Consider the following 18911-nt stretch of genomic DNA (forward strand, 5'->3'; position numbering starts at 1 on the left):
GGCGCTTAGCCCTCGAACGGGTCTTTCATCAGGATTACGTCTTCGCGCTCCGGCGACGTGGAGACCAGCGCGCACGGTTTGCCGACCAGTTCTTCGAGGCGGCGCACATATTTGACCGCTTCTGCCGGAAGGTCCGCCCAGGATCGCGCACCGGCGGTTGAGCCTTTCCAGCCCTGAAGCGTCTCATAGACGGGCTCTACAGCGGCCTGGTCGGTCAGGCCGGCAGGGTAGTGGTCAATCGTCTCGCCATTCAGCCTGTAGGCGACGCAGACCTTGATCTCGTCAAAGCCGTCCAGCACGTCGAGCTTGGTCAGGGCGAGGCCGGTAACGCCGGAGGTCGCACAGGCCTGACGCACCATCACACTGTCAAACCAGCCGCAGCGGCGGGCGCGGCCCGTGTTCACGCCGACTTCGCGGCCGACCGTGCCGAGGCGTTCGCCGATCTGATTGTCCTGTTCGGTGGGGAAGGGACCTGAGCCAACACGGGTCGTGTAAGCCTTTGCGAGGCCCAGCACATAGGAGATTGCGCCAGGGCCAACGCCTGAGCCGGCAGAGGCATTTCCTGCCACCACATTGGACGATGTGACGAAGGGATAGGTGCCGTGGTCAACATCCAGCATCACGCCTTGAGCGCCTTCGAACAGGATGCGACTGCCTGCGCGGACCTGTTCGTCCAGCAGTTTCCAGACCGGCTTGGCATAGGCCAGGATCTGGTCGGCGATCTTGAGCAGTTCTGCTTTCAGCTCGGCGCCGTCTGGTTCTGGCAAGCCAACGCCGATGCGCAGCGGCTTGTGATGCGCCAGCAGGCGCTCGATCTTCATGTCGAGGGCGGCGGGGTCTGCAAGGTCTGCGACGCGGATGGCGCGGCGGCCGACGCGGTCTTCATAGGCCGGGCCGATGCCGCGTTTGGTGGTGCCGATCTGGCCAGCGCCGAGCGCGCCTTCGCGGGCGGCGTCGATGTCCTTGTGCCACGGGAGAATGAGCGAGGCATTGTCGGCGAGCACGAGCGTCTCAGGCGTGACTTCGACGCCCTGGGCCTGGATGCCCTTTATCTCTTCCAGCATGTGCCAGGGATCCACCACGACGCCATTGCCGATCACCGAGAGCTTGCCGCCGCGCACGAGGCCGGAGGGCAGCAGCGCAAGCTTGAACACTTTGCCGTCAATGACGAGCGTGTGGCCGGCATTGTGCCCGCCCTGAAAGCGGACGACCACATCGGCGCGGCTGGACAGCCAGTCGACGATCTTGCCCTTGCCTTCGTCGCCCCATTGGGCCCCGACAACCACTACTCCGGCCATGATTCCTGCTCCTGCAAAGTCCGCGGCGACATGGGCAGGATTTGGCCACCAATTGCAAGAGGGGGGAATGAAATCCCTTTGTCGCAGGCGGGCGCGGATGCGCCCCTATCCGGACACGCGGCCTGCGCTCCGGCAATCTATCTGCATGTGGAGGGGCCTCAGCCGGACTCCTCCCATGTCGCCTCAAGCGAGGCAGTGAGGAGCCCCGGCAGGGCCGTGGAAAGCGCCCCGAGTTCCGGGGACAGCCGGAACGCGCTGTGTGCATGTCTCGCCATGGGCCTTGGTTCGCCGCTGGCCTTGAGGCGCTGGAGGGAGCGGGCAAGGCGCTTGGCGGCGCTGTCCGTGGATTTCAGGACGCGGCGGATCGCCCGGATGCGCGCGAGCAGTCTTGCGGTCGGGACCGGTCCTTGTGGTCCATAAGAGGTCCCGAAAGTGTCCATAACCGGTCCAGACGGAAATGGGCCGCCCGCACGGGGCAGCAGCGCGAAACAGGGGTCTGCCATACCGGGGAAGGTGACCAGTTCGACGCCTTCCGGCAGGTCTGGGGCTGGCGCACGCTTGCGCGGCGGCGCGAACACGATGTGCAGGCTGAGCGCCATGAGGGTGAGCAGCCGCCGGACGATCTGTTCAATTTGTTTCAATCGGCCATTTGCCTTGGCACGGCGCGTGCGCGGCATCTTTTCGGGCCGCAAATGCAGATTGTCGCGCGCGACCAGATCGGTCAGCGCGCGCTCGGCAACTTCCAGCCCCATGCTGAGGAAAGACCGGTCAACACTCATGGGCCCAAGTGTGAGGGCGATGTGCGTCAGACGAACTGGGGGACGCTTATCCTCGTGAGCGGGGGCGATAGGAGAGGACAAATCCTCGCTAATTTCATGAGGTGGAGGCTTTGTTCGTATCTTCTGCTTTGGGCGCATTTCCAGACGTAAGGATTCGCGCTTGATCAGATCAATTTTGACCCTTCGTCATCGATCGCGCTACAGAAACCAATGACTTAAGTCGCCCTAAAATGGCCGCTCGCAATCTTCATTGAAGCACATGTAAGCATTTTGCTTTTTGTGATGATGGATCTATTCTGCGTTCGGATCGAAGCGGAGATCGCATGTTCGGGAACAAAAAGAAGAAACGAAAAGTTCTGAGACTGCTCGATGACGCGGCGGACAACTTTCAGTTCCCAATGCTCGACAATGGAAACTTATATCTGGCCGCATCGCGCTTATCGGTTTTTTGCAACGATCGAGACTGGGCATTCGTTTTCGAGATCTTTGGGTTTTCACCCAGAGCTGGTCAACCTGACCTGAGTGTGCAGACAATTGCCTCGTCAGTTGAGAACAGAAACCCTCGATCCAACTATGCTAGCGACGAGGCTTACAACAACTACCTTAAACACAATCAAAATTACGAATTCAGAAGTTTCTTTCCCATAGAGAACGACGACTGGATCGACGAAGAAAATCCAGAGCTAGTCGCGTTATCGGGTGAGGTTATAATTCGAGGCAAATCTATTCCGCTTCCGTCAAACCCAGAGTATGAGGCGGCCGGCATCCGCTTGGAGTTTGATCGGCCAGCTGTTCACGAACTATGCAGACTGCTCGCCGAACAACACCGAGAGCTGTTACTTGCCTCGCAAACGGAGCGGAAAACAAATCTCCCTAATTCACTGCCGCATTTGATTACTCTCGATGATTGGCAGCACCCAGATTTAGCCAACGGGCAAAAACCAAGTGAGGTTGCCACGTTCAGTAAACTCGCCAATGTCGTTCAAACTGGAGACCCCAACAAGTTTTCAATCGGCGAAGCCGGAAATACAAATTGGCGTAATTGGCCAGAAGGTGGCCTTCTCTAAAGCGCCCGAAAGCACTTTGAGAGCTCACAGGCGATCATCGGAGAGAGTCCTATTCTCGCCCCACAACGGCCGCTCGCAGATTCCGAAAAGGGCGCAAAGCCAGACATTAGAATCTCAGCACCATCCGGCGGCTTTTGGCCCTAACCCGCCTTTCGGCGATCAAAAACCGATGACTGCTCTTGGCGTCAGAACGGACGTTGGCATTTATAAAAAAATGTCGCTACTTGATTACCACTTAGAACAACGAGCAGTGCGAATGCCGACAGCCGAACACTTTTGGGATTGGTTCCTGCAGCACGAAGAAGAACTTCGCAGCATTAGGCGAGACCGCAGGCTGTTTCAGCTACTGGGAGAGCATTTGCTGATTTTGGACATTCCCAGATGGGAAATTGGTCCGTTTGATACGAATGGTTCCAAGCACTTTCTGGCGCTGTCAGGGTCCAAGGTTACTGAGACCGGTAAGAGAAATCGCGAACAACTTCTTGAGATGGACGCTCCATCGACTTGGATGATTTTGCCTTTTCGACCACCGAAACGATGGAGCCGTCAGTTTCAATGGGGACCTGATAGGGTGAGCATCAATGCGAATGGTTGGCTATTCGAGGTCCATAAATTTGATGATGGCATGTTCGACCTAATTCTGCATTCCGACATTCACGAGATTTCGAACGCCGCGGATAAGAGAGACGCTCTAATCACAGCGCTAGACAATGAGTTGGGAGAGGCCGGCATGATCGAGAAAATCAACGCCGTTGAGTTGCGTGTAAATGTAGATTCATCTGATCGCGAGCGATTGATACCGATGAGCCACCTTAAAGAAATTATCTTGTCTGAAGCCCGCAAGCGGTAGGGCAGCTCTCGGCGTCTAAGTAGACATTAGCTTTCTCGCTCATTCAATCCCAAATGCGTTTCCAATTGTGATTGAAATCACTGAGAGAGGAAAACTCGGTGACCCACGGAAAATCTGGCGATCGCTCCTCTCGCCAAGTGAGGTGAACGACATAACAAGGAGCAATCACGTCCGCACCACAAAAGAGGAAATCATCTCTTCCGTTCAATCTCGCCACGGCCTTCATCGGCGTTGCGTGTAAAATGTGAGCACCACAAACTTCACGGTGTAGCTCATTCGTGAATTTCATGGACTCTTCCGGCGATAGCGCTGCCCATCGATCAGGAAGATTCATTTGCTTGCCCATTCTCGCGAATAAACATTTCTGTTGAGTGAAGCCAAGTAGGAGGTCCGCTTTCGGCGTAAAGCGTACATCGGGATCCACGCTACGTTCGATTGGTGTAGTAGATTCACAATGACAGGGATCGCTAAACCTCGACAACCTCGGCCCAATGAATGCGCAACCTTCGAAACGAAAGGTGGCGAGACCATCGTCTCGATCGTCAAGGTCGGGAGCGCCGGGTTTTACGTGTACGTGTCTAAGTTGCGCTATGATGAGGAAGAAGACGTCCGATATTGGAGTGAGCTCTCGCAAAACCTCGGTGGCATTTACGACAGCGTTTCGACGGCGCACAGAGAAGCGTCGCATCTTTTGAATGAACAATTAATCAAGAGAGATACGAGCGCCTAAAGGCCGCTTTCGGCGTCAGCGGACGTTATGGGACATAAATTAATCCGGGTTCTATGAAATAATCATCCCCACACTCAGTGATTTTTGCGTGCATTACCAAGTCGCTGACGTCTCCACCATCTGTCGTCAGGTCCACAAGCACTTCCCAGCACCTGCCGTCCCAAACGCAAATCGAAGATTTCCAACTTTCTTTGGTCAAGGGACCGAGCTTGTCTGGGTAATCTTCAATGTTACTGCGACTAATCTCAAGGTCACCGTCTTCGATGGCGCTGATTACAAAGCCTTCAATAGGGTCGAGCGCCGTCTTCTCCACCATGGCATCCGCCAACGCTCCTAACGCCGGTCTCCACGCGGCTGGAACCGGCAGTTCTTGGTCTTCGGATTTCGAAACGGGGACATACTCCATGTCAGATCGTCTATTTGCTGACTACACCCAGTTCAACCTTATCAATTGAAACCCCTATGTCCCCGCCTGACCAGAAGCTGCCGTTAGGAAAGTTTCATCGAGTGTCGCCTTTCGGGATGAACCGGTCTCCCGAGCATTGGTTCGCCTGAGGTTCCAAGTCACCCTCAAGCCCCTCACACCAGCTCATAATCCTCCAGCTTCACCTCGGCGACGGCGTCGGCATAGGCGCGGGTGTGGCCGGACCAGTTCTGGGTGATCTTGCCGGAGCCGGTCTTGTACCAGCTGTTGCAGGCCGGATCGGCCCAGACCGTTTTCGAGAGCTTTTCCTGCAGATCCTTGTTGAAGGCCTCCTGGGCCGCTTCGGTCGGTACGAGGGCGGCGGCGCCTTTCTCGTCCAGCGCTTGCAGGGCCATAATCGTGTATTCGACCTGACGCTCCAGCATGAAGGTGATGGAGTTGTGGCCGAGATTGGTGTTCGGGCCGTAGAGGACAAAGAGGTTCGGGAACCCGTTCACGGTGATGCCGAGATAGGCTTCCGGGCCGTCGTCCCACTGATCTGCGATCGTCACGCCATTGCGGCCGATCACGTCGACAGACCAGCGCCAGCCCGTCGTTTCGAACCCTGTTGCAAAGGCGATCACGTCGTATTCATGCACTTGGCCGTCTACCGTCTTGATGCCCTCCGGCACGATCTCCGCGATGTGCTCGGTGACAAGGTCGACATTCGGTTCCATCAGCGTGGTGAGATAGTCGTCTGAAATCAGAATACGGCGGCAGCCGACCGGATAGTCCGGCGTCAGCTTCTTGCGCATCTCTTCATCAGGGACCTGTTCCTGAAGGTGATCAGTGGCCAGCCGCGTGAAATGGGCCCGGCCTTCAGGTGTCCATTCGAAAGCCTGCCAGAAGAAATAGTCGGCATTCTCATAGATCAGCTTGCGGTTCATTTCCGCGAATTCCATCGCCTTTTCCGGGATGGTGAACATCAGCGCCATTTCCTCCGGCGCAATGAAGCGGTCATTGCGCGGGATCACCCAATTGGGCGAGCGCTGGAACACGCCGACCTTGGCGCAGGTCTTGGCGACTTCGGGAATGATCTGCACCGCGCTGGCGGCAGAGCCCACAATGCCGATCCGCTTGCCTTCCAGTTCAACCGAATGGTCCCATTCGGCAGAATGCATCACCGGTCCGTTGAAGCTGTCCTTGCCGGGAATGTCCGGCCAGAAGGGGCGGTTCAGCTGCCCCAGCGCGCCGATCACAGCATCCGCCTCTAGCGTGTCGCCCTTCGCTGTGGTGACGGTCCATTTCTTCGTGTCTTCGTCCCAAACGGCTTTTTCCGCAGCCTCGTTCAGGCGGAGGTTCGGGCGCAACTGGAAACGATCTGTGATCTCCTCGGCATAGGCCTGAATTTCGGGCTGCTGCGGATAGACGCGCGTCCAGTTCATCGACTGCGCAAAGGAGAGCTGGTAGGCAGCGACGGGAACGTCACAAGCACATCCCGGATAGGTGTTTTGCGCCCAGGTGCCGCCGACCCGGTCTGCCTGTTCCAGAATCGTGAAGTCGTAGCCGGCTTCCTGCAGCTTGATGGCGGCGGTCAGTCCGCCCAGGCCAGCGCCGATGATGACGATATGCTTGTCCGGCATGCGTGTATCCTCCCATTATTTTTATGGGAGAAGAGTGTCACGATACCTGCGTTTCACAAGGGGTTCCGCCGCGCGAGCCTTACCTGTCGAATTTGTAGGATATGCGCACGCCGATATTGTCCAGGCCCTGATTGCGGCCATTGCCGAGAATCTGGCCGTGACTGAGATGTTCATAGAGCAGCTCTGCGCCCCAGGCCTCGTTGATGTCATAGTGCAGACCAAACGTGGTGCGGAACAGGTCGCGTGACCCGAGCAGGACATGGTCTTCGGTGAACGCATCACCTTCCGGGCTGCCCTGCGGGAAGGGGCTGTTCAGTTCGCCATCATGCAGCACATAGCCCACGCTCGGTTCAAAGGACCATTTGTCCGAGAAAGGGAAGGACCAATGCAATCCGACGCCGCCAAAGCTTGTATTGCTGTTGGTGCTCAGGCTGCCCATCACATAGGGCTTGGGACTCCAGATCAGGTCCAGAAACTCCGGAGATGTGAAAAGGAGCTCGGCGCTGATGTTCTGGCCGGGCTCCTTATTGGCATTGTTGCAGTCGGTGACGCAGATATTTTCCTGCATCACGCCCAGCCGGGCTTCGCTCAGAATATCGGCCTGCGCGGATCCGGCGAAGACGGTTGTGGCGGAAAACAGCAAAATGGCGGCGCGGTTCATACATTACCTCGAATTAACGTTAATACACAAAGATGGAAGTCAATGCGGCACCGTCAAGCGCGTTCCGTCAGCTTTTTCCTCGCGCCCAGCGTTGGGTGGCATTTGCGACACGTTCACCGAACAATTCCGCCGTCTTCAGATCAGCCGCATCGGGCCCATCTTCGGCGGACAGATCGGTGAGGGCCTGTGTGGCGAGTCCATTGGAATGCCCAGCGCGGTTGAGCGCTTCCGAGAAATCGTGGCCCGAAGCATTGAACCCGGACTTCATGCCGAAATTCACCCAGATCATGCCTTGCTGCGCGGCGAGCGTGGCGAACTGGGCGAGCGTGCCGGACTTGTCGCCGGCCAGAGAGCCGGAATTGGTGAAGCCTGCGGCGATCTTGTCTTTCCAGGCATCGGTGAACCAGGCCTTGGACGAGGCATCCATGAACTGTTTCATTGGTGCTGAGGCGGAGCCCATATAAGTCGGCGCGCCAAAGATAATGGCGTCGGCCGCAGCCAGCTCGTCCCAAGGGCCGGTGTCGGGGGAGGCGAGATCTTCGGCCTTGTAGAGCGTGACCTCGGTGCCGGTGGTTGTGGCGCCCTTGCGCACATGTTCGGCAACCTTGGCCGTGTGGCCATAGCCGGAGTGATATACGATAGCGATCTTGGTCATGAGGATGTCCTTTCGTGGTGAAAGGAGCAAATAGGGCGGGCGATCCCCCGGATCAGCCCGCCCCATTCGAATAGGATTTATGCAAGTCCGGTATGAAAGCCGGCCTGAATTACTAGAAGGTCAGCACTTTCGCATAGCGTACCTGAGGCAAGGCCTCGAGCGTCTCCATCATGTCTGCGGGTGGCACCGCATCAATGCCAATCAGCGCAATCGCCTCCTCGCCAGCCGCCGTGCGGCCCAGATGGAAGGTGGCGATATTGATGCCCGCCTCGCCCAGCAACTGGCCAAGCGCGCCGATGAAGCCCGGCTTGTCGAGATTGTTGACGTAGAGCGTGACCGGCGAGAAATCGCCTTCCAGCGCCATGCCCTTCACTTCGACGATGCGGGGCTGTCCGGCGATGATCGTGCCGGCCAGTGTGCGCCAGCCGCCCTCGGGGGCGTTCTTCGTTGCCTTGGTCTTCACCTTGACGCGGATCAGGCTGTCATAGACCGGGCTGTCCTCGGTCTTGGTCTCGGTCAGCTTGACGCCGCTGTCGGCAAGGATTGCCGGGGCGGACACCATGTTCACATCACCGCGCGAGGCACGCAGCAGGCCAGCCAGCAGGGCCGCCGTGAGTGGCTTGCGGTTCAGGTCAGCGACTTCGCCTTCATATTCGATGACGACTTCATCATAGCCGAAATCCGAAATCTGGCCTGCAAAACTGCCGAGTTTTTCCGCGAGCGCTGCAAAAGGCTTGATGCGGGGGGCTTCCTCGGCCGTGATCGACGGCATGTTGAGTGCGTTGGTCACGGCGCCGGAGAGCAGATAGTCCGACATCTGTTCGGCGACCTGCAGGGCAACATTCTCCTGCGCCTCGGCCGTTGCCGCGCCAAGGTGCGGCGTGGCGATGAAGTTCTTTGTGCCGAAGAGCACATTGTCCTTGGCGGGCTCCACCGCAAACACGTCAAAGGCAGCGGCCTGGATATGCTCGCTTTCGAGCAGATCTTTCACGGCTTCCTCGTCGACAAGGCCGCCGCGGGCACAGTTGACCAGGATCAGGCCTTTCTTTGTCTTCTCCAACGCTTCGCGGGAGAGGACATTCCTGGTCTGCTCCGTCAGCGGAACGTGTAGCGTGATGACGTCTGCGCGAGTGAGCAGGTCTTCGAGTTCAACCTTTTCGACCCCCAGTTCCACGGCGCGTTCGTCCGTCAGGAACGGATCATAGGCAGCGACCTTCATCTTCAGGCCGATGGCGCGTTCCGCGACACGGCTGCCGATATTGCCACAGCCGATCAGGCCGAGTGTCTTGTAGGAAACTTCCGTGCCCATATAGCCAGACTTCGGCCATTTGCCCTCTTGCGTCTCGGCATTCGCGGCAGGGATCTGGCGGGCAGCGGCGAACATCATCGCAATGGCGTGTTCGGCCGTCGTGATGGCGTTGCCGAAGGGCGTGTTCATGACGACCACGCCCTTGGCGGTGGCGGCCTTGATGTCGATATTGTCAACGCCGATACCGGCGCGGCCAATGACTTTCAGGTTCTTGGCGGCGGCGATGACGTCCGCATTCGGCTTACAGGCCGAGCGGACGACGAGACCGTCATATTCCGGAATTTCCGCGATCAGTTCTTCCGTGTTCAGACCGGTCTTTGTGATGGTTTCGATGCCACGCGCGTGGAAGATTTCCACGGCGGCGGGAGAGAGTTTGTCTCCGATAAGGACTTTGGGCATTGGTCTAATTTTCTCTTTTCAATATTTTCAGGAGTCCTGACATGAGTTCGTCAGGCATAAATTCGGGAATGTCTGCAGCAAGAGCTACTCTTGCGACGTCTTCAATTTGGCTTCGAAAATTCAGAGCTTCAGGTTCTTCCGCGCAACCGACAACGTTCTTCAGAAGATCGCCGGGATACATATCGCCTTCCAGCCAAGGGTCCGACATCAATCGTCCAAGGGCCACGGGAAGCAGATGTTTCAGATGAATCCGCTGACCGACCAGCAAGCGAACACCTTCGTTAGTGAGCATGGATACATCAGTTTTGACGTACTTCGCACACTTTCGAACAAGCGGCGTCGCATCCGACTCGGGATCGGGCCAGCGTGAGCCAGAAAGCTCTTCAAGCGTTGCCATTGGGTAACCCTCAGAGTGTTGCAGCTTCCTGGGCGAAGGCCCAGTCAAGCCAGGGCGTCAGCTTGGCGACGTCGGATGGTTCCACCGAGCCGCCACACCAGATGCGCAGTCCCGGAGGGGCCTTGGCGTATCCAGCCGCGTCAAAGCAGGCATTCTCGGTTTCGAGCCGTTTCATCATGGCCTTCACGAAAGCGCGCTGGGCGTCCTCGTCGAGACCGGCCACGCGGGGATCAACGATCTTGAAGGTCACGCCCGTATTGGAGCGGACATCCGCATCCGGACAGAGGAAATCGACCCAGTCGGTCTTGGCGACCCAGTCCGTGAGATGCGCAAGGCTCTCGTCGGAGCGGGCCTTCATGCCGGTCCAGCCGCCGAGGCTTTCGCACCAGTCGAGCGCCTGAAGATAGTCTTCCACGCACAGCATGCTTGGCGTGTTGATCGTGGCGCCTGCGAAGAGGTCCTCGTTCAGCTTGCCGCCTTTGGTCATGCGGAACAGCTTCGGCAGGGCGCGATCCGGCGTATAGGTTTCGAGACGGCGGACGGCGTTCGGTGACAGAATCAGCATGCCGTGGGCCGCTTCCCCGCCAAGGCATTTCTGCCAGGAATAGGTCACGACATCGAGCTTGGCCCATTCAATGTCCTGCGCGAAGGCGGCAGAGGTCGCGTCGCAGATCACGACACGGTCCGGGTTCGGCTTGATCCAGTCTGCATTCGGCACGCGCACACCAGAGGTCGTGCCGTTCCAGGTGAAGATGATGTCCGCATCATCGCGCGCCTTGGAGAAATCCGGCAGCGCGCCATAGTCGGCGCCGTAGGTTTCGCAATCAGGCAGCTTCAATTGCTTGGTGGCATCGGTGACCCAGTCCTGGCCGAAGCTTTCCCAGGCGAACACGTCCACGGGCTTTGCGCCCAGCATGGACCACATGCACATCTCTACGGCGCCGGTGTCAGACGCAGGCACGATCGCCACGCGATAATCGTCCGGAATACCGAGAATGGCTTTCGACCGGTCAATCGCGGCTTTCAGCTTCTTCTTCGCGTCACCGGAACGGTGAGAGCGGCCAAGTGCGGCGGTTTCAAGTTTTTCGAGGGAAAATCCGGGACGCTTTGCAGTCGGACCGGAAGAAAAGTGCGGGCATGCTGGCAGCACGCCGGGTTTGGCGACATTCGTCATCTGTTTTTACTCCTATCCTCACAGATAGGCTGGGCACCGTTGGGGGCGCCTGGCCCGCCGCGTCTGTCTCACATTTCCATGGGACGCGCAAATGACATTATTGCGTCTGGTGCAGCGGGGTGCTTCACTTCGGCTCATGACCCTCACCATTCACCGCCTGTCGGGCACTCTGGGTGCCGAAATCCATGGAGCAAACCTGCTCGCTGGGCTGTCCAATGCCGATTTCGATGAGATCCATCAGGCTTTCCTGGATCACAAGGTGATTGTTCTGCGCGGCCAGCATGGCCTGTCGCCAGACCAGCAGAAGGATTTTGCCCGCCGCTTCGGCACGCTGAACATTCACCCTTACGTGAAGGGCATGGATGACCATCCGGAACTGATGGAGATCATCAAGGAGCCGGACGAGAAAACCAATTTCGGTGGCGGCTGGCATTCCGACATGAGCTTCCTTGAGGAGCCAGCGCTCGGCTCGGTCCTGCACGCCATCGACGTGCCGCCCTATGGTGGGGACACGTTATTCGCAGACCAGCAGGCCGCCTATGATCGGCTGTCCGATGGGCTGAAGGCCACGCTGCAAGGCATGACCGCCATCCATACGGCCAGCAAGGAATACGGCGCGGATGGCTATTCCGCTGCCGTGCGCCAGTCGATGGACGCCAAAGCCGCGCCCGATGCGCCGGAATACGAACACCCCGTCATCCGCACGCATCCCGAGACGGGCCGCAAGGGCCTGTTCATCAACCCCGCTTTCACGCTGCGCTTTGCGGGCTGGAGCCGGAAGGAAAGCCGGCCGCTGCTCAACTATTTGTTCGACCTGTCACGGGAAGAGCGCAATACGTGCCGCGTGCGCTGGCAGGAAGGCGACGTGACGATGTGGGACAATCGCTGTGTCTGGCATTATGCGCTGAATGATTATCACGGTCATCGCCGCCACATGCGCCGGGCGACGATCAATGGTGACAAGCCGCGCTAGGCGAGGTTGCTGAGCACGCCCCAGGCGATCAGGGCCTGACCGCCATAATAGAGAAACCAGAGCGCGATAGAGGGCAGGGCGGGCTTCGGCGCGTCCGCTGGCCTGACAAATAATTGAAATGACAGGATCACATCTGACGCGATGAACATGAGCGCGCCCAGCAGGACAAGAAGATAAGCGGGCTCGAGCCTCAGGGCGGCAGCGCCCATCATCAGGATGATGCCGCCATATCCGATCACCGGCAGACGCATGCCCTTTGTGACCCACGGCGCCAGCCAGCGAATGAAAACGACCCCGCAGGCGATCAAGCCAATCTGTGCTGCGAGGATCAACAGGGTCCGGTCGGCCTGGGGCAGCGCCCAGAACAGGGCGATATAGGTGACATGCGCGGCAAAGAACGCGCCCATGCCAGGCAGAAGGAATTTGTCATTTTCGTCTGCCTCAAGGAAGAAATCACCAAGAGAACTGACGGCGAGCCCGGCCACCAGCAGGACTGGGCCGCCCAGCAAATATGCCCACAGCGCCAGCAGGGCGGTGGAGCCGGTTTTCACGATCAGCTTGAGCAGGCTGTGCGGTCGCCAGCAGAAGGCCGTGCCGTACAGGACGCCGAGGACCATCGATGCGAGCAGGACGCCAGTTGGAAGTGTCACTGGATCAGTCTGCGCGCTTGACTGGTTCCGGCAGGCGGAGCAGGCGTCGTGCCATTCCGCGATGCACGTCTTTCACATGCATGCCGACAATGCCCAGTGCCGTGGCCAGCACGGTTGCGTCATCTGTAAAACCGAGCCCGGCCAGGAAATCCGGCAGCAAGTCAATTGGCATTACGAAATAGGCGCCGGCGGCAAACAGAACGCCTTTTGCCTTGAGTGGCGTGTCAGGATCGCGCGCGGCGAAATAAGCTGCCGCAAGGTCATCCGCGAACGGTATCTTTCCGGCAACGCGCAGCAGCTTGGGCACGAGCCCTCTCGTATTGCGTTCAAGGCGCTCGACCGATTGCGGTGTGAACCGTCCCTCGGCGTCCTTGACCATGTTGATAATTTCCGCTGCGTCAGACATTGCGAACTCCTGTCAGCACTATAGACCAACAGTGTATCAACAAAAACAAGGGAGGGCAGCAGCCCATGGAACTGAACTCGAATATCTCTGCCGTTATTACAGGTGGCGCGTCTGGCCTTGGTGCTGCAACCGCCCGTAAGCTGGCATCGCAGGGCGTCAAAGTCGCCCTTTTTGATCTCAATGAGGAGAAGGGCGAAGCTCTCGCCAAGGAACTCGGCGGCGTTTTCTGCAAGGTGAACGTGACTGACGAAGAATCTGTGGACGCTGGCTTTGCAAAATCCCGCGCTGCCATTGGCCAGGAACGCATCCTCGTCAATTGCGCCGGTACGGGCAATGCCATCAAGACGGCCAGCCGTAATCGGGAAACAGGTGAGATCACCCATTTCCCGCTCGACAAGTTCAACATGATTATCCAGATCAACCTTGTCGGCACCTTCCGCTGCATCGCGAAGTCTGCGGCTGGCATGATGACGTTGGATCCGATCGACGGTGAGCGCGGCGCAATTGTGAACACGGCGTCTGTTGCTGCTGAAGACGGCCAGATGGGCCAGGCATCCTACTCCGCCTCCAAGGGCGGTGTTGTCGGCATGACCCTGCCAATCGCGCGCGACCTTGCTCGCGAACTGATCCGCGTCAACACGATCCTGCCGGGTATCTTCAACACCCCGCTGATGCAGGGCGCACCTGACAATGTGAAACAGGCGCTTGCCGCTTCGGTGCCAAACCCTGCTCGTCTCGGTAACCCGGACGAATATGCGTCACTCGCATGTGAGATGCTCAGCAATGGCTACTTCAATGGCGAAGACGTTCGCCTCGACGGTGCCATTCGCATGGCTCCGCGCTGATCGGCTCACGCCGTCTCAGTAACGCTTCAAAGGCCCGCTCCCGGTTCTCGGGGGCGGGCCTCTTTAATGGAAGCGGGCTACGAGGACGGAAAGGGAGCCCGGCTCCCGGTCGTCCCCTTTACTGTCCCTTGCGTTGTTTAACGCCTTCCTCGTCAGCAATTGCGCGATCTTCGTCATTGAAGATGATTTCTGCTTCCTCGCCCTTGCCATAGGCGCGGGATTTCTTGGCCAGCGCCGACATGGAGTCTCGCATTGAGCCCTGGCCCACCGCCATTGTTTTCGAGGCGGAAACACCGACGGCTTCGGCATCGTCAAAGCGGGCAAATTCTGCGCCGAGGAAGACAACTTCCCAGCCTTTTGCCTCGGCCCTGTCGAGCGCAGCTTTGGCACCATCGCGGGTAAGCTCTCGAGATGAGTTCTCCAGGCCGTCCGTCATGATCACGATCACAGCCTTTTCCGGGTCGTCAGCCTCGGCCAGCGATACCATCCGGCCAATTGCGTCGAACAGGGGCGTCATCCCCCGCGGATTGGCTTCCTCATTGGTAACATCCGTCCAGTCTTCGGCGCCAACTTTCTCGCGCAAGACATCAAACTGCATGCTCTCCTGAAAATCGAAGATGGCCAGCGTCACATCGGTTTTGATGTCGCTACCTTCGATTTCCCCTTCATCGGCCTCGCCAACGCTCGCAGCATACGCATTCACGGATGTGAGGGCTTCATCCCAGATGCTGCTCATTGAGCCTGTTCGGTCGAGCAGGATATAGGAATGCACCGCCCCCGGATCATCGTCCGGCTCCGGTGCGGGTATCTTGGCGGAGGCTGGCCCCATCAGGGCGATGGCGGCTGCGCCGGCGGCGAGTGTTGTGATGAGCTTTTTCATGCGTGCGTCCCTGTCCAGAAATCTACATCGGGCCACCCGGCCTGATGCATGTTAATCTCCGGGCGAAATCGGGCACACATGTGGCATTAACGCGTTGTTAGAAAGGAAATCGGGTGCGAACGACTGTCCGCACCCGGTGAATATGAGCAGCTGTTCATATTGGCTGCTATAGGCGTAGGATTTCCGAGCTGGAAGTTTAGGCGAACTGGGGCGCGATTTTCAGATTCCGCACCCACCCGATCTTTTCCATGACCAGAAGGATCGTGCCATTATAGTCGACAATCCGGTTCCAGACGCCGCGACGCGGACGGTGCAGCGCGCTGATGGGCTGGTCGTGGTGATGGTCGTGGAAGGCTTCGCCGCCAGTCAACAGCGCCATCATATGGTCAGCCCAGATTGGGGTTTTCAGATGGCCCAGCACGTTGATGCCATAGACCGTGGCGTGGAACTGAATGGCGCGGCCAATCACAACCGATGCATGAATCAGCGCAGTTAGCAGCAATGAGCCACCAGCGGCCCAGACGATCAGATAGATCGCCGCCGGGATCACGAGATGAACGACGAGGCTGATCTCATTATAGAAACGGTCCATCCACACTACAGCTGGCTGGTTCTTCAACCACATTGCCAGAGGGCGCTGAGTGTCGCGGTGATCACGCCAAAGGATCCAGCCGACCCAGGCCCAGCGCTTGGACTCGAATGGGTTGTGGGGATCACCGGGCTTGTCTGAAAAGCGATGGTGCTGGGAGTGATAGTTCACCCAGTCCTTCACATTGCCCTGCATGGCAATCACGAGATTGATCATGGTCACGATCTGGCCGGGCATTGCCAGTTCGCCTGCGCGATGCTGAAGGATGCGGTGAAGCGGCCCGATGCCGGCATTGCAAACGAAGATCGATGCGCCGATCACGGCGATGGCTAGCGGAACGTACCACCAATGGAAGGTCAATTGGCTCAGGGCAACGCCAAGCACGATCATGGTGATGAACAGCGCCAGGCCGAGTGCCGGATAGCCGAAGGCTGAAAAGAAGCTCGCATAATTGAAATTCTTCCACGTCTTGGGAATGGCGAGCGAACGCGGCAGCGTCATTGAGTGTCCTCCTGAGAGCCTCACATCCTGTGGGCCTTGATTTTCCTGAGTGTCCAGCGGACTGAATTAATACAGACTTAAGGCCTCAAAGCTGTTGTCGTAAAGATGGAACCGCATTGTTGACGGGCTTGTGACCGAAACGTGCGGTGCAGGGGTGACGAACTGGCTCCTAACCCGCTAGAACACGTCAGGAACATGTGCCGGGCTGGTATGGGAGGCGCTGCATGGCAGACGATCGTCGCCAATTTGATCTGCAACGCCTTCGGGAACTGGGACTGGATCTGGATTCCAGTCAGGATGAAGCTGAACTCAAAAGTACATGCCCCCTGACCCCGGACTGTATCGAGGCCGGCGATAATAGTCTGACGCTGAACCAGCTGACCGAAAAGTTCCATTGCGCCAATTGTGGTCAATCGGGCTCTTTCCGGGAGCTTGTTCGCGCGCTTGAAAGCGGCGAGCTGGCCCAGGAAGCCCGGGCGCCCGCCATCATGGATGCTGAATTCTCAGAAGCGCCGATCCGGGCAACCCACGCGGTCGTTCGCGCCGAGCCGAGAGTGATGCAATTGGGGGAGGGGCAGCGGGTCCGGTCCGACGCCGAAATACGACTGGAGCGCAAACAAGCCCGCAAGGCGGCGCGTCAGGGTCGCCACACAGGCGAGAAGATCATCATCACATTGCTGGCCCTCGTCTTCCTCGGGGCAGGCCTCGCGGCAGCGGGCCTCTCCGGTTTTGCGAACTATCAAGCCTTTTCCAAATCCGTGGCCGACCCGCTTCAGTCGGGCGTCTGGGGATGGACCGGCGTGATCGCGGCGATCATTTCATTCGGTGGCTTCACTTTCTTCTATTGGCATTCGGCCAACCACCGAATGAAAGAGGGGGTTCGTGCCTTGCTGTTCGCCCTTGCTGGAGGGGGCACTTCTATTGTTGGCACGCAAATGTACATCGCCGCCAACAATCAGGCCGCCGAGGCAGAGCTTGTCCGGGCTGGTTCAAACCGGGACGTGCTCGCCACACAGATCGCTGACTGGCGGCGCCAGTTGGAAGGCATCCCTCCAGAAACCCGATCAGTCGATGGATTGGAGGCCTATATAGAAGAGGTCGAGCGGGTCGGACGAACGCACCAGAAGCCCTACCGAGACGCACAGAATGAACTCGGACTGGCGCGCCGCCGTGACGACCTGCTGGCGCGAATTGAGACCGCAAATGCGGAACTGCTGGGCACGGGCTCGGGAGACATTCTCGTTGAAGCGCAGACCCGTACATCGATTCCCGGCTGGTTTTTCGCGCTCATGCTTGAACTTTTTTCCAGTCAGGGCACGTCGATTGGTCTGGTCGCGCTTCTGATCCTGTATGGCAGGTCGCAAGTAAACGCCGAGCCTGAAAGCGTTAACCAAGACATTTCCTGAAAAATGAACTCTTCTGCGTGTCACGCATAGAACTATTGAAGCAACGACATGGTGCTTCTCCATCTGAACTAAACCGGCACAGAATGTGCCGGTTTTTTTCTGTCTTGCGGAGCATTTACTACGTTTCTGGCCTGCGACTTGCGAAAGCTGGTCGTACCGGCGCTCTTCATTCTATTGCATGACGTTCAGAGCAAAGGTGCAGTTGTTACGCAGCGTGATCTGGTGCTTGAGAGCGAAATCTCTGTTTACCATGATACGCGTCCACGGGTTAGAGTAAGTCCATGAATCTGTTCTTCAGGTTTCTTCGTATTTTCCTTCCGGCTTTCTTCACGAAAAAGCGGACCGGACTGATGGATGTTCACACAGTCCGCTCCTCCGTCTGGATAGGCGACCAGGACCCGTTGGGTCACATGACCAATTCGCGCTATTCCTCGTTCACCGATCTCGGCACGATGAACTATATGGGCCGTACCGGTGCGCTGATGACGTATCGCAAGCGCGGCTGGAGTCCGATCATCCAGCACGAGTCGATCACCTTCTATCGGATGATGAAATTCCCGCAGAAATTCGAACTGACGACGCAACTGGTTGGGTGGGCTGACTGCTATATTTGTTTCCGTCATCAGTTTCACAGCAAGGGCAAGCTGATTGCGGAGAGCCGCATGGTGGCGCGGCTGGTGGGGCGAGGTCGGAAAAAGGTGGACACGCAAATGGCGCTCGAAGCAATGGGGCTCAACCTCGAAAGCCCGCAGCTGAGCCAGCGCTATCTTGACGCGATCGCAGACTTGCAGGCGAAAGACGCTGCGCGGAACGCGGAAAGAAGCACCTAACGATCAAACGAAAAGGCGTTCGGGAGCAGATCTGCCATCTTCCACTCTTTCAGGGCGGTCCCGTCCGCTGCTACCGCGTAGACGATGCAGTCCGGACCACACAATTCGGCAATACGCTGGCGGCAGCCACCGCATGGCGAAAGGTCTCCGTCCCCGCCTATTACCAGCACGTGCGAGCAAGTCTTTCCGCCCGAAACCACCATGGCACCCAGGGCGACCGCTTCAGCGCACGTTCCTAATGGATAGGCCGCATTCTCGACATTGCAGCCCGCGAAAATCCTGCCCTGTTCATCCAAGACGGCGGCGCCAACCTTGAATTTGGAATAGGGAGCGTGGGCCTGTTCACGCGCGGCGCTCGCGGCAGTTTGAAGTCGGTCAATCAGGGAAGGGGACGGGTCGGTCACGCAGGTATCCTCTGGCCAAGTGCGGGCTTCCTGCTTAGGCATTGTCGCCTGTCTTGTCACTT

Annotated in this window: 21 protein-coding genes; 6 read left to right on the forward strand and 15 right to left on the reverse strand. The window is 58.1% G+C overall.

All coding sequences use genetic code 11. The annotated features are described in order from the left end of the window. Positions 1-5: 5 nt before the first annotated feature. Positions 6-1298: an adenylosuccinate synthase gene (locus CFA77_RS02240; RefSeq protein WP_206992074.1), complete on the reverse strand. Its 1293-nt coding sequence runs from the start codon at positions 1296-1298 to the stop codon at positions 6-8. A gap of 158 nt (positions 1299-1456) precedes the next feature. Continuing rightward, positions 1457-2077: a hypothetical protein gene (locus CFA77_RS02245; RefSeq protein ID WP_206992075.1), complete on the reverse strand. Its 621-nt coding sequence runs from the start codon at positions 2075-2077 to the stop codon at positions 1457-1459. A gap of 323 nt (positions 2078-2400) precedes the next feature. Here CFA77_RS02245 and CFA77_RS02250 point away from each other — a divergent pair, with 323 nt between their 5' ends. Continuing rightward, a complete protein-coding gene (locus CFA77_RS02250) occupies positions 2401-3144 on the forward strand; it encodes a hypothetical protein (protein ID WP_206992076.1) in 744 nt (247 codons plus the stop codon). Further along, on the forward strand, positions 3053-3994 hold the full coding sequence (locus CFA77_RS02255) for a hypothetical protein (RefSeq protein WP_206992077.1): 942 nt from the start codon (positions 3053-3055) through the stop codon (positions 3992-3994). The genes CFA77_RS02250 and CFA77_RS02255 overlap by 92 nt, the downstream gene beginning before the upstream one ends. Before the next feature lie 43 nt (positions 3995-4037). On the opposite strand, the gene CFA77_RS02260 is transcribed toward CFA77_RS02255, so the two are convergent. The 8 genes from CFA77_RS02260 to CFA77_RS02295 all read right to left on the reverse strand — a co-directional run bounded on the left by CFA77_RS02260 (position 4038) and on the right by CFA77_RS02295 (position 11365). Further along, positions 4038-4283, reverse strand: coding sequence for a hypothetical protein (locus CFA77_RS02260; RefSeq protein WP_206992078.1), 246 nt, complete (start codon positions 4281-4283; stop codon positions 4038-4040). A 466-nt stretch (positions 4284-4749) separates the two neighbouring features. Next, positions 4750-5130: a hypothetical protein gene (locus CFA77_RS02265; protein ID WP_206992079.1), complete on the reverse strand. Its 381-nt coding sequence runs from the start codon at positions 5128-5130 to the stop codon at positions 4750-4752. A gap of 173 nt (positions 5131-5303) precedes the next feature. Beyond that, on the reverse strand, positions 5304-6770 hold the full coding sequence (locus CFA77_RS02270) for an NAD(P)/FAD-dependent oxidoreductase (protein ID WP_206992080.1): 1467 nt from the start codon (positions 6768-6770) through the stop codon (positions 5304-5306). Between the two features lie 79 nt (positions 6771-6849). Beyond that, positions 6850-7431, reverse strand: a complete 582-nt coding sequence (locus CFA77_RS02275) for an acyloxyacyl hydrolase (protein WP_206992081.1) — start codon at positions 7429-7431, stop codon at positions 6850-6852. 67 nt (positions 7432-7498) lie between these two features. Next, entirely contained in the window at positions 7499-8086 is a 588-nt protein-coding gene (locus CFA77_RS02280) for a flavodoxin family protein (RefSeq protein ID WP_206992082.1), read from the reverse strand. A gap of 112 nt (positions 8087-8198) precedes the next feature. Further along, a complete protein-coding gene (gene serA, locus CFA77_RS02285; RefSeq protein ID WP_206992083.1) occupies positions 8199-9794 on the reverse strand; it encodes a phosphoglycerate dehydrogenase in 1596 nt (531 codons plus the stop codon). A 4-nt stretch (positions 9795-9798) separates the two neighbouring features. Further along, entirely contained in the window at positions 9799-10191 is a 393-nt protein-coding gene (locus CFA77_RS02290; RefSeq protein ID WP_206992084.1) for a contact-dependent growth inhibition system immunity protein, read from the reverse strand. Positions 10192-10201: 10 nt separating this feature from the next. After that, on the reverse strand, positions 10202-11365 hold the full coding sequence (locus CFA77_RS02295; RefSeq protein ID WP_206992085.1) for a phosphoserine transaminase: 1164 nt from the start codon (positions 11363-11365) through the stop codon (positions 10202-10204). 136 nt (positions 11366-11501) lie between these two features. Between CFA77_RS02295 and CFA77_RS02300 the strand changes: the two genes are divergently transcribed. Continuing rightward, entirely contained in the window at positions 11502-12338 is an 837-nt protein-coding gene (locus CFA77_RS02300) for a TauD/TfdA family dioxygenase (RefSeq protein WP_034817019.1), read from the forward strand. Here the strand turns inward: CFA77_RS02300 and CFA77_RS02305 are convergent. Beyond that, the gene (locus CFA77_RS02305; RefSeq protein WP_206992087.1) at positions 12335-12988 is read right to left on the reverse strand and encodes a lysoplasmalogenase; all 654 of its coding nucleotides are present in this window, start codon (positions 12986-12988) and stop codon (positions 12335-12337) included. The genes CFA77_RS02300 and CFA77_RS02305 overlap by 4 nt on opposite strands. A 4-nt stretch (positions 12989-12992) precedes the next feature. After that, positions 12993-13394 (reverse strand): YkvA family protein, encoded by a 402-nt coding sequence (locus tag CFA77_RS02310; RefSeq protein WP_206992088.1) that lies wholly within the window; start codon positions 13392-13394, stop codon positions 12993-12995. Between the two features lie 65 nt (positions 13395-13459). Here CFA77_RS02310 and CFA77_RS02315 point away from each other — a divergent pair, with 65 nt between their 5' ends. Further along, a complete protein-coding gene (locus CFA77_RS02315) occupies positions 13460-14239 on the forward strand; it encodes an SDR family NAD(P)-dependent oxidoreductase (protein ID WP_034817023.1) in 780 nt (259 codons plus the stop codon). Positions 14240-14357: 118 nt separating this feature from the next. Here CFA77_RS02315 and CFA77_RS02320 read toward each other — a convergent pair whose 3' ends face one another. Continuing rightward, complete coding sequence (locus CFA77_RS02320; RefSeq protein WP_206992089.1) at positions 14358-15119, reverse strand: vWA domain-containing protein; 762 nt, start codon at positions 15117-15119, stop codon at positions 14358-14360. A 196-nt stretch (positions 15120-15315) separates the two neighbouring features. After that, on the reverse strand, positions 15316-16209 hold the full coding sequence (locus tag CFA77_RS02325; RefSeq protein WP_206992090.1) for an acyl-CoA desaturase: 894 nt from the start codon (positions 16207-16209) through the stop codon (positions 15316-15318). 224 nt (positions 16210-16433) lie between these two features. Here CFA77_RS02325 and CFA77_RS02330 point away from each other — a divergent pair, with 224 nt between their 5' ends. Then, positions 16434-17615, forward strand: coding sequence for a hypothetical protein (locus tag CFA77_RS02330; protein WP_206992091.1), 1182 nt, complete (start codon positions 16434-16436; stop codon positions 17613-17615). A gap of 281 nt (positions 17616-17896) precedes the next feature. Continuing rightward, on the forward strand, positions 17897-18445 hold the full coding sequence (locus CFA77_RS02335; RefSeq protein ID WP_051608016.1) for a thioesterase family protein: 549 nt from the start codon (positions 17897-17899) through the stop codon (positions 18443-18445). On the opposite strand, the gene cdd is transcribed toward CFA77_RS02335, so the two are convergent. Further along, a complete protein-coding gene (gene cdd, locus CFA77_RS02340; RefSeq protein ID WP_206992092.1) occupies positions 18442-18849 on the reverse strand; it encodes a cytidine deaminase in 408 nt (135 codons plus the stop codon). The genes CFA77_RS02335 and cdd overlap by 4 nt on opposite strands. Positions 18850-18911: the final 62 nt, after the last annotated feature.

This window comes from Hyphomonas sp. KY3 (assembly GCF_017309975.1).
Taxonomy (GTDB): Bacteria; Pseudomonadota; Alphaproteobacteria; order Caulobacterales; family Hyphomonadaceae; genus Hyphomonas.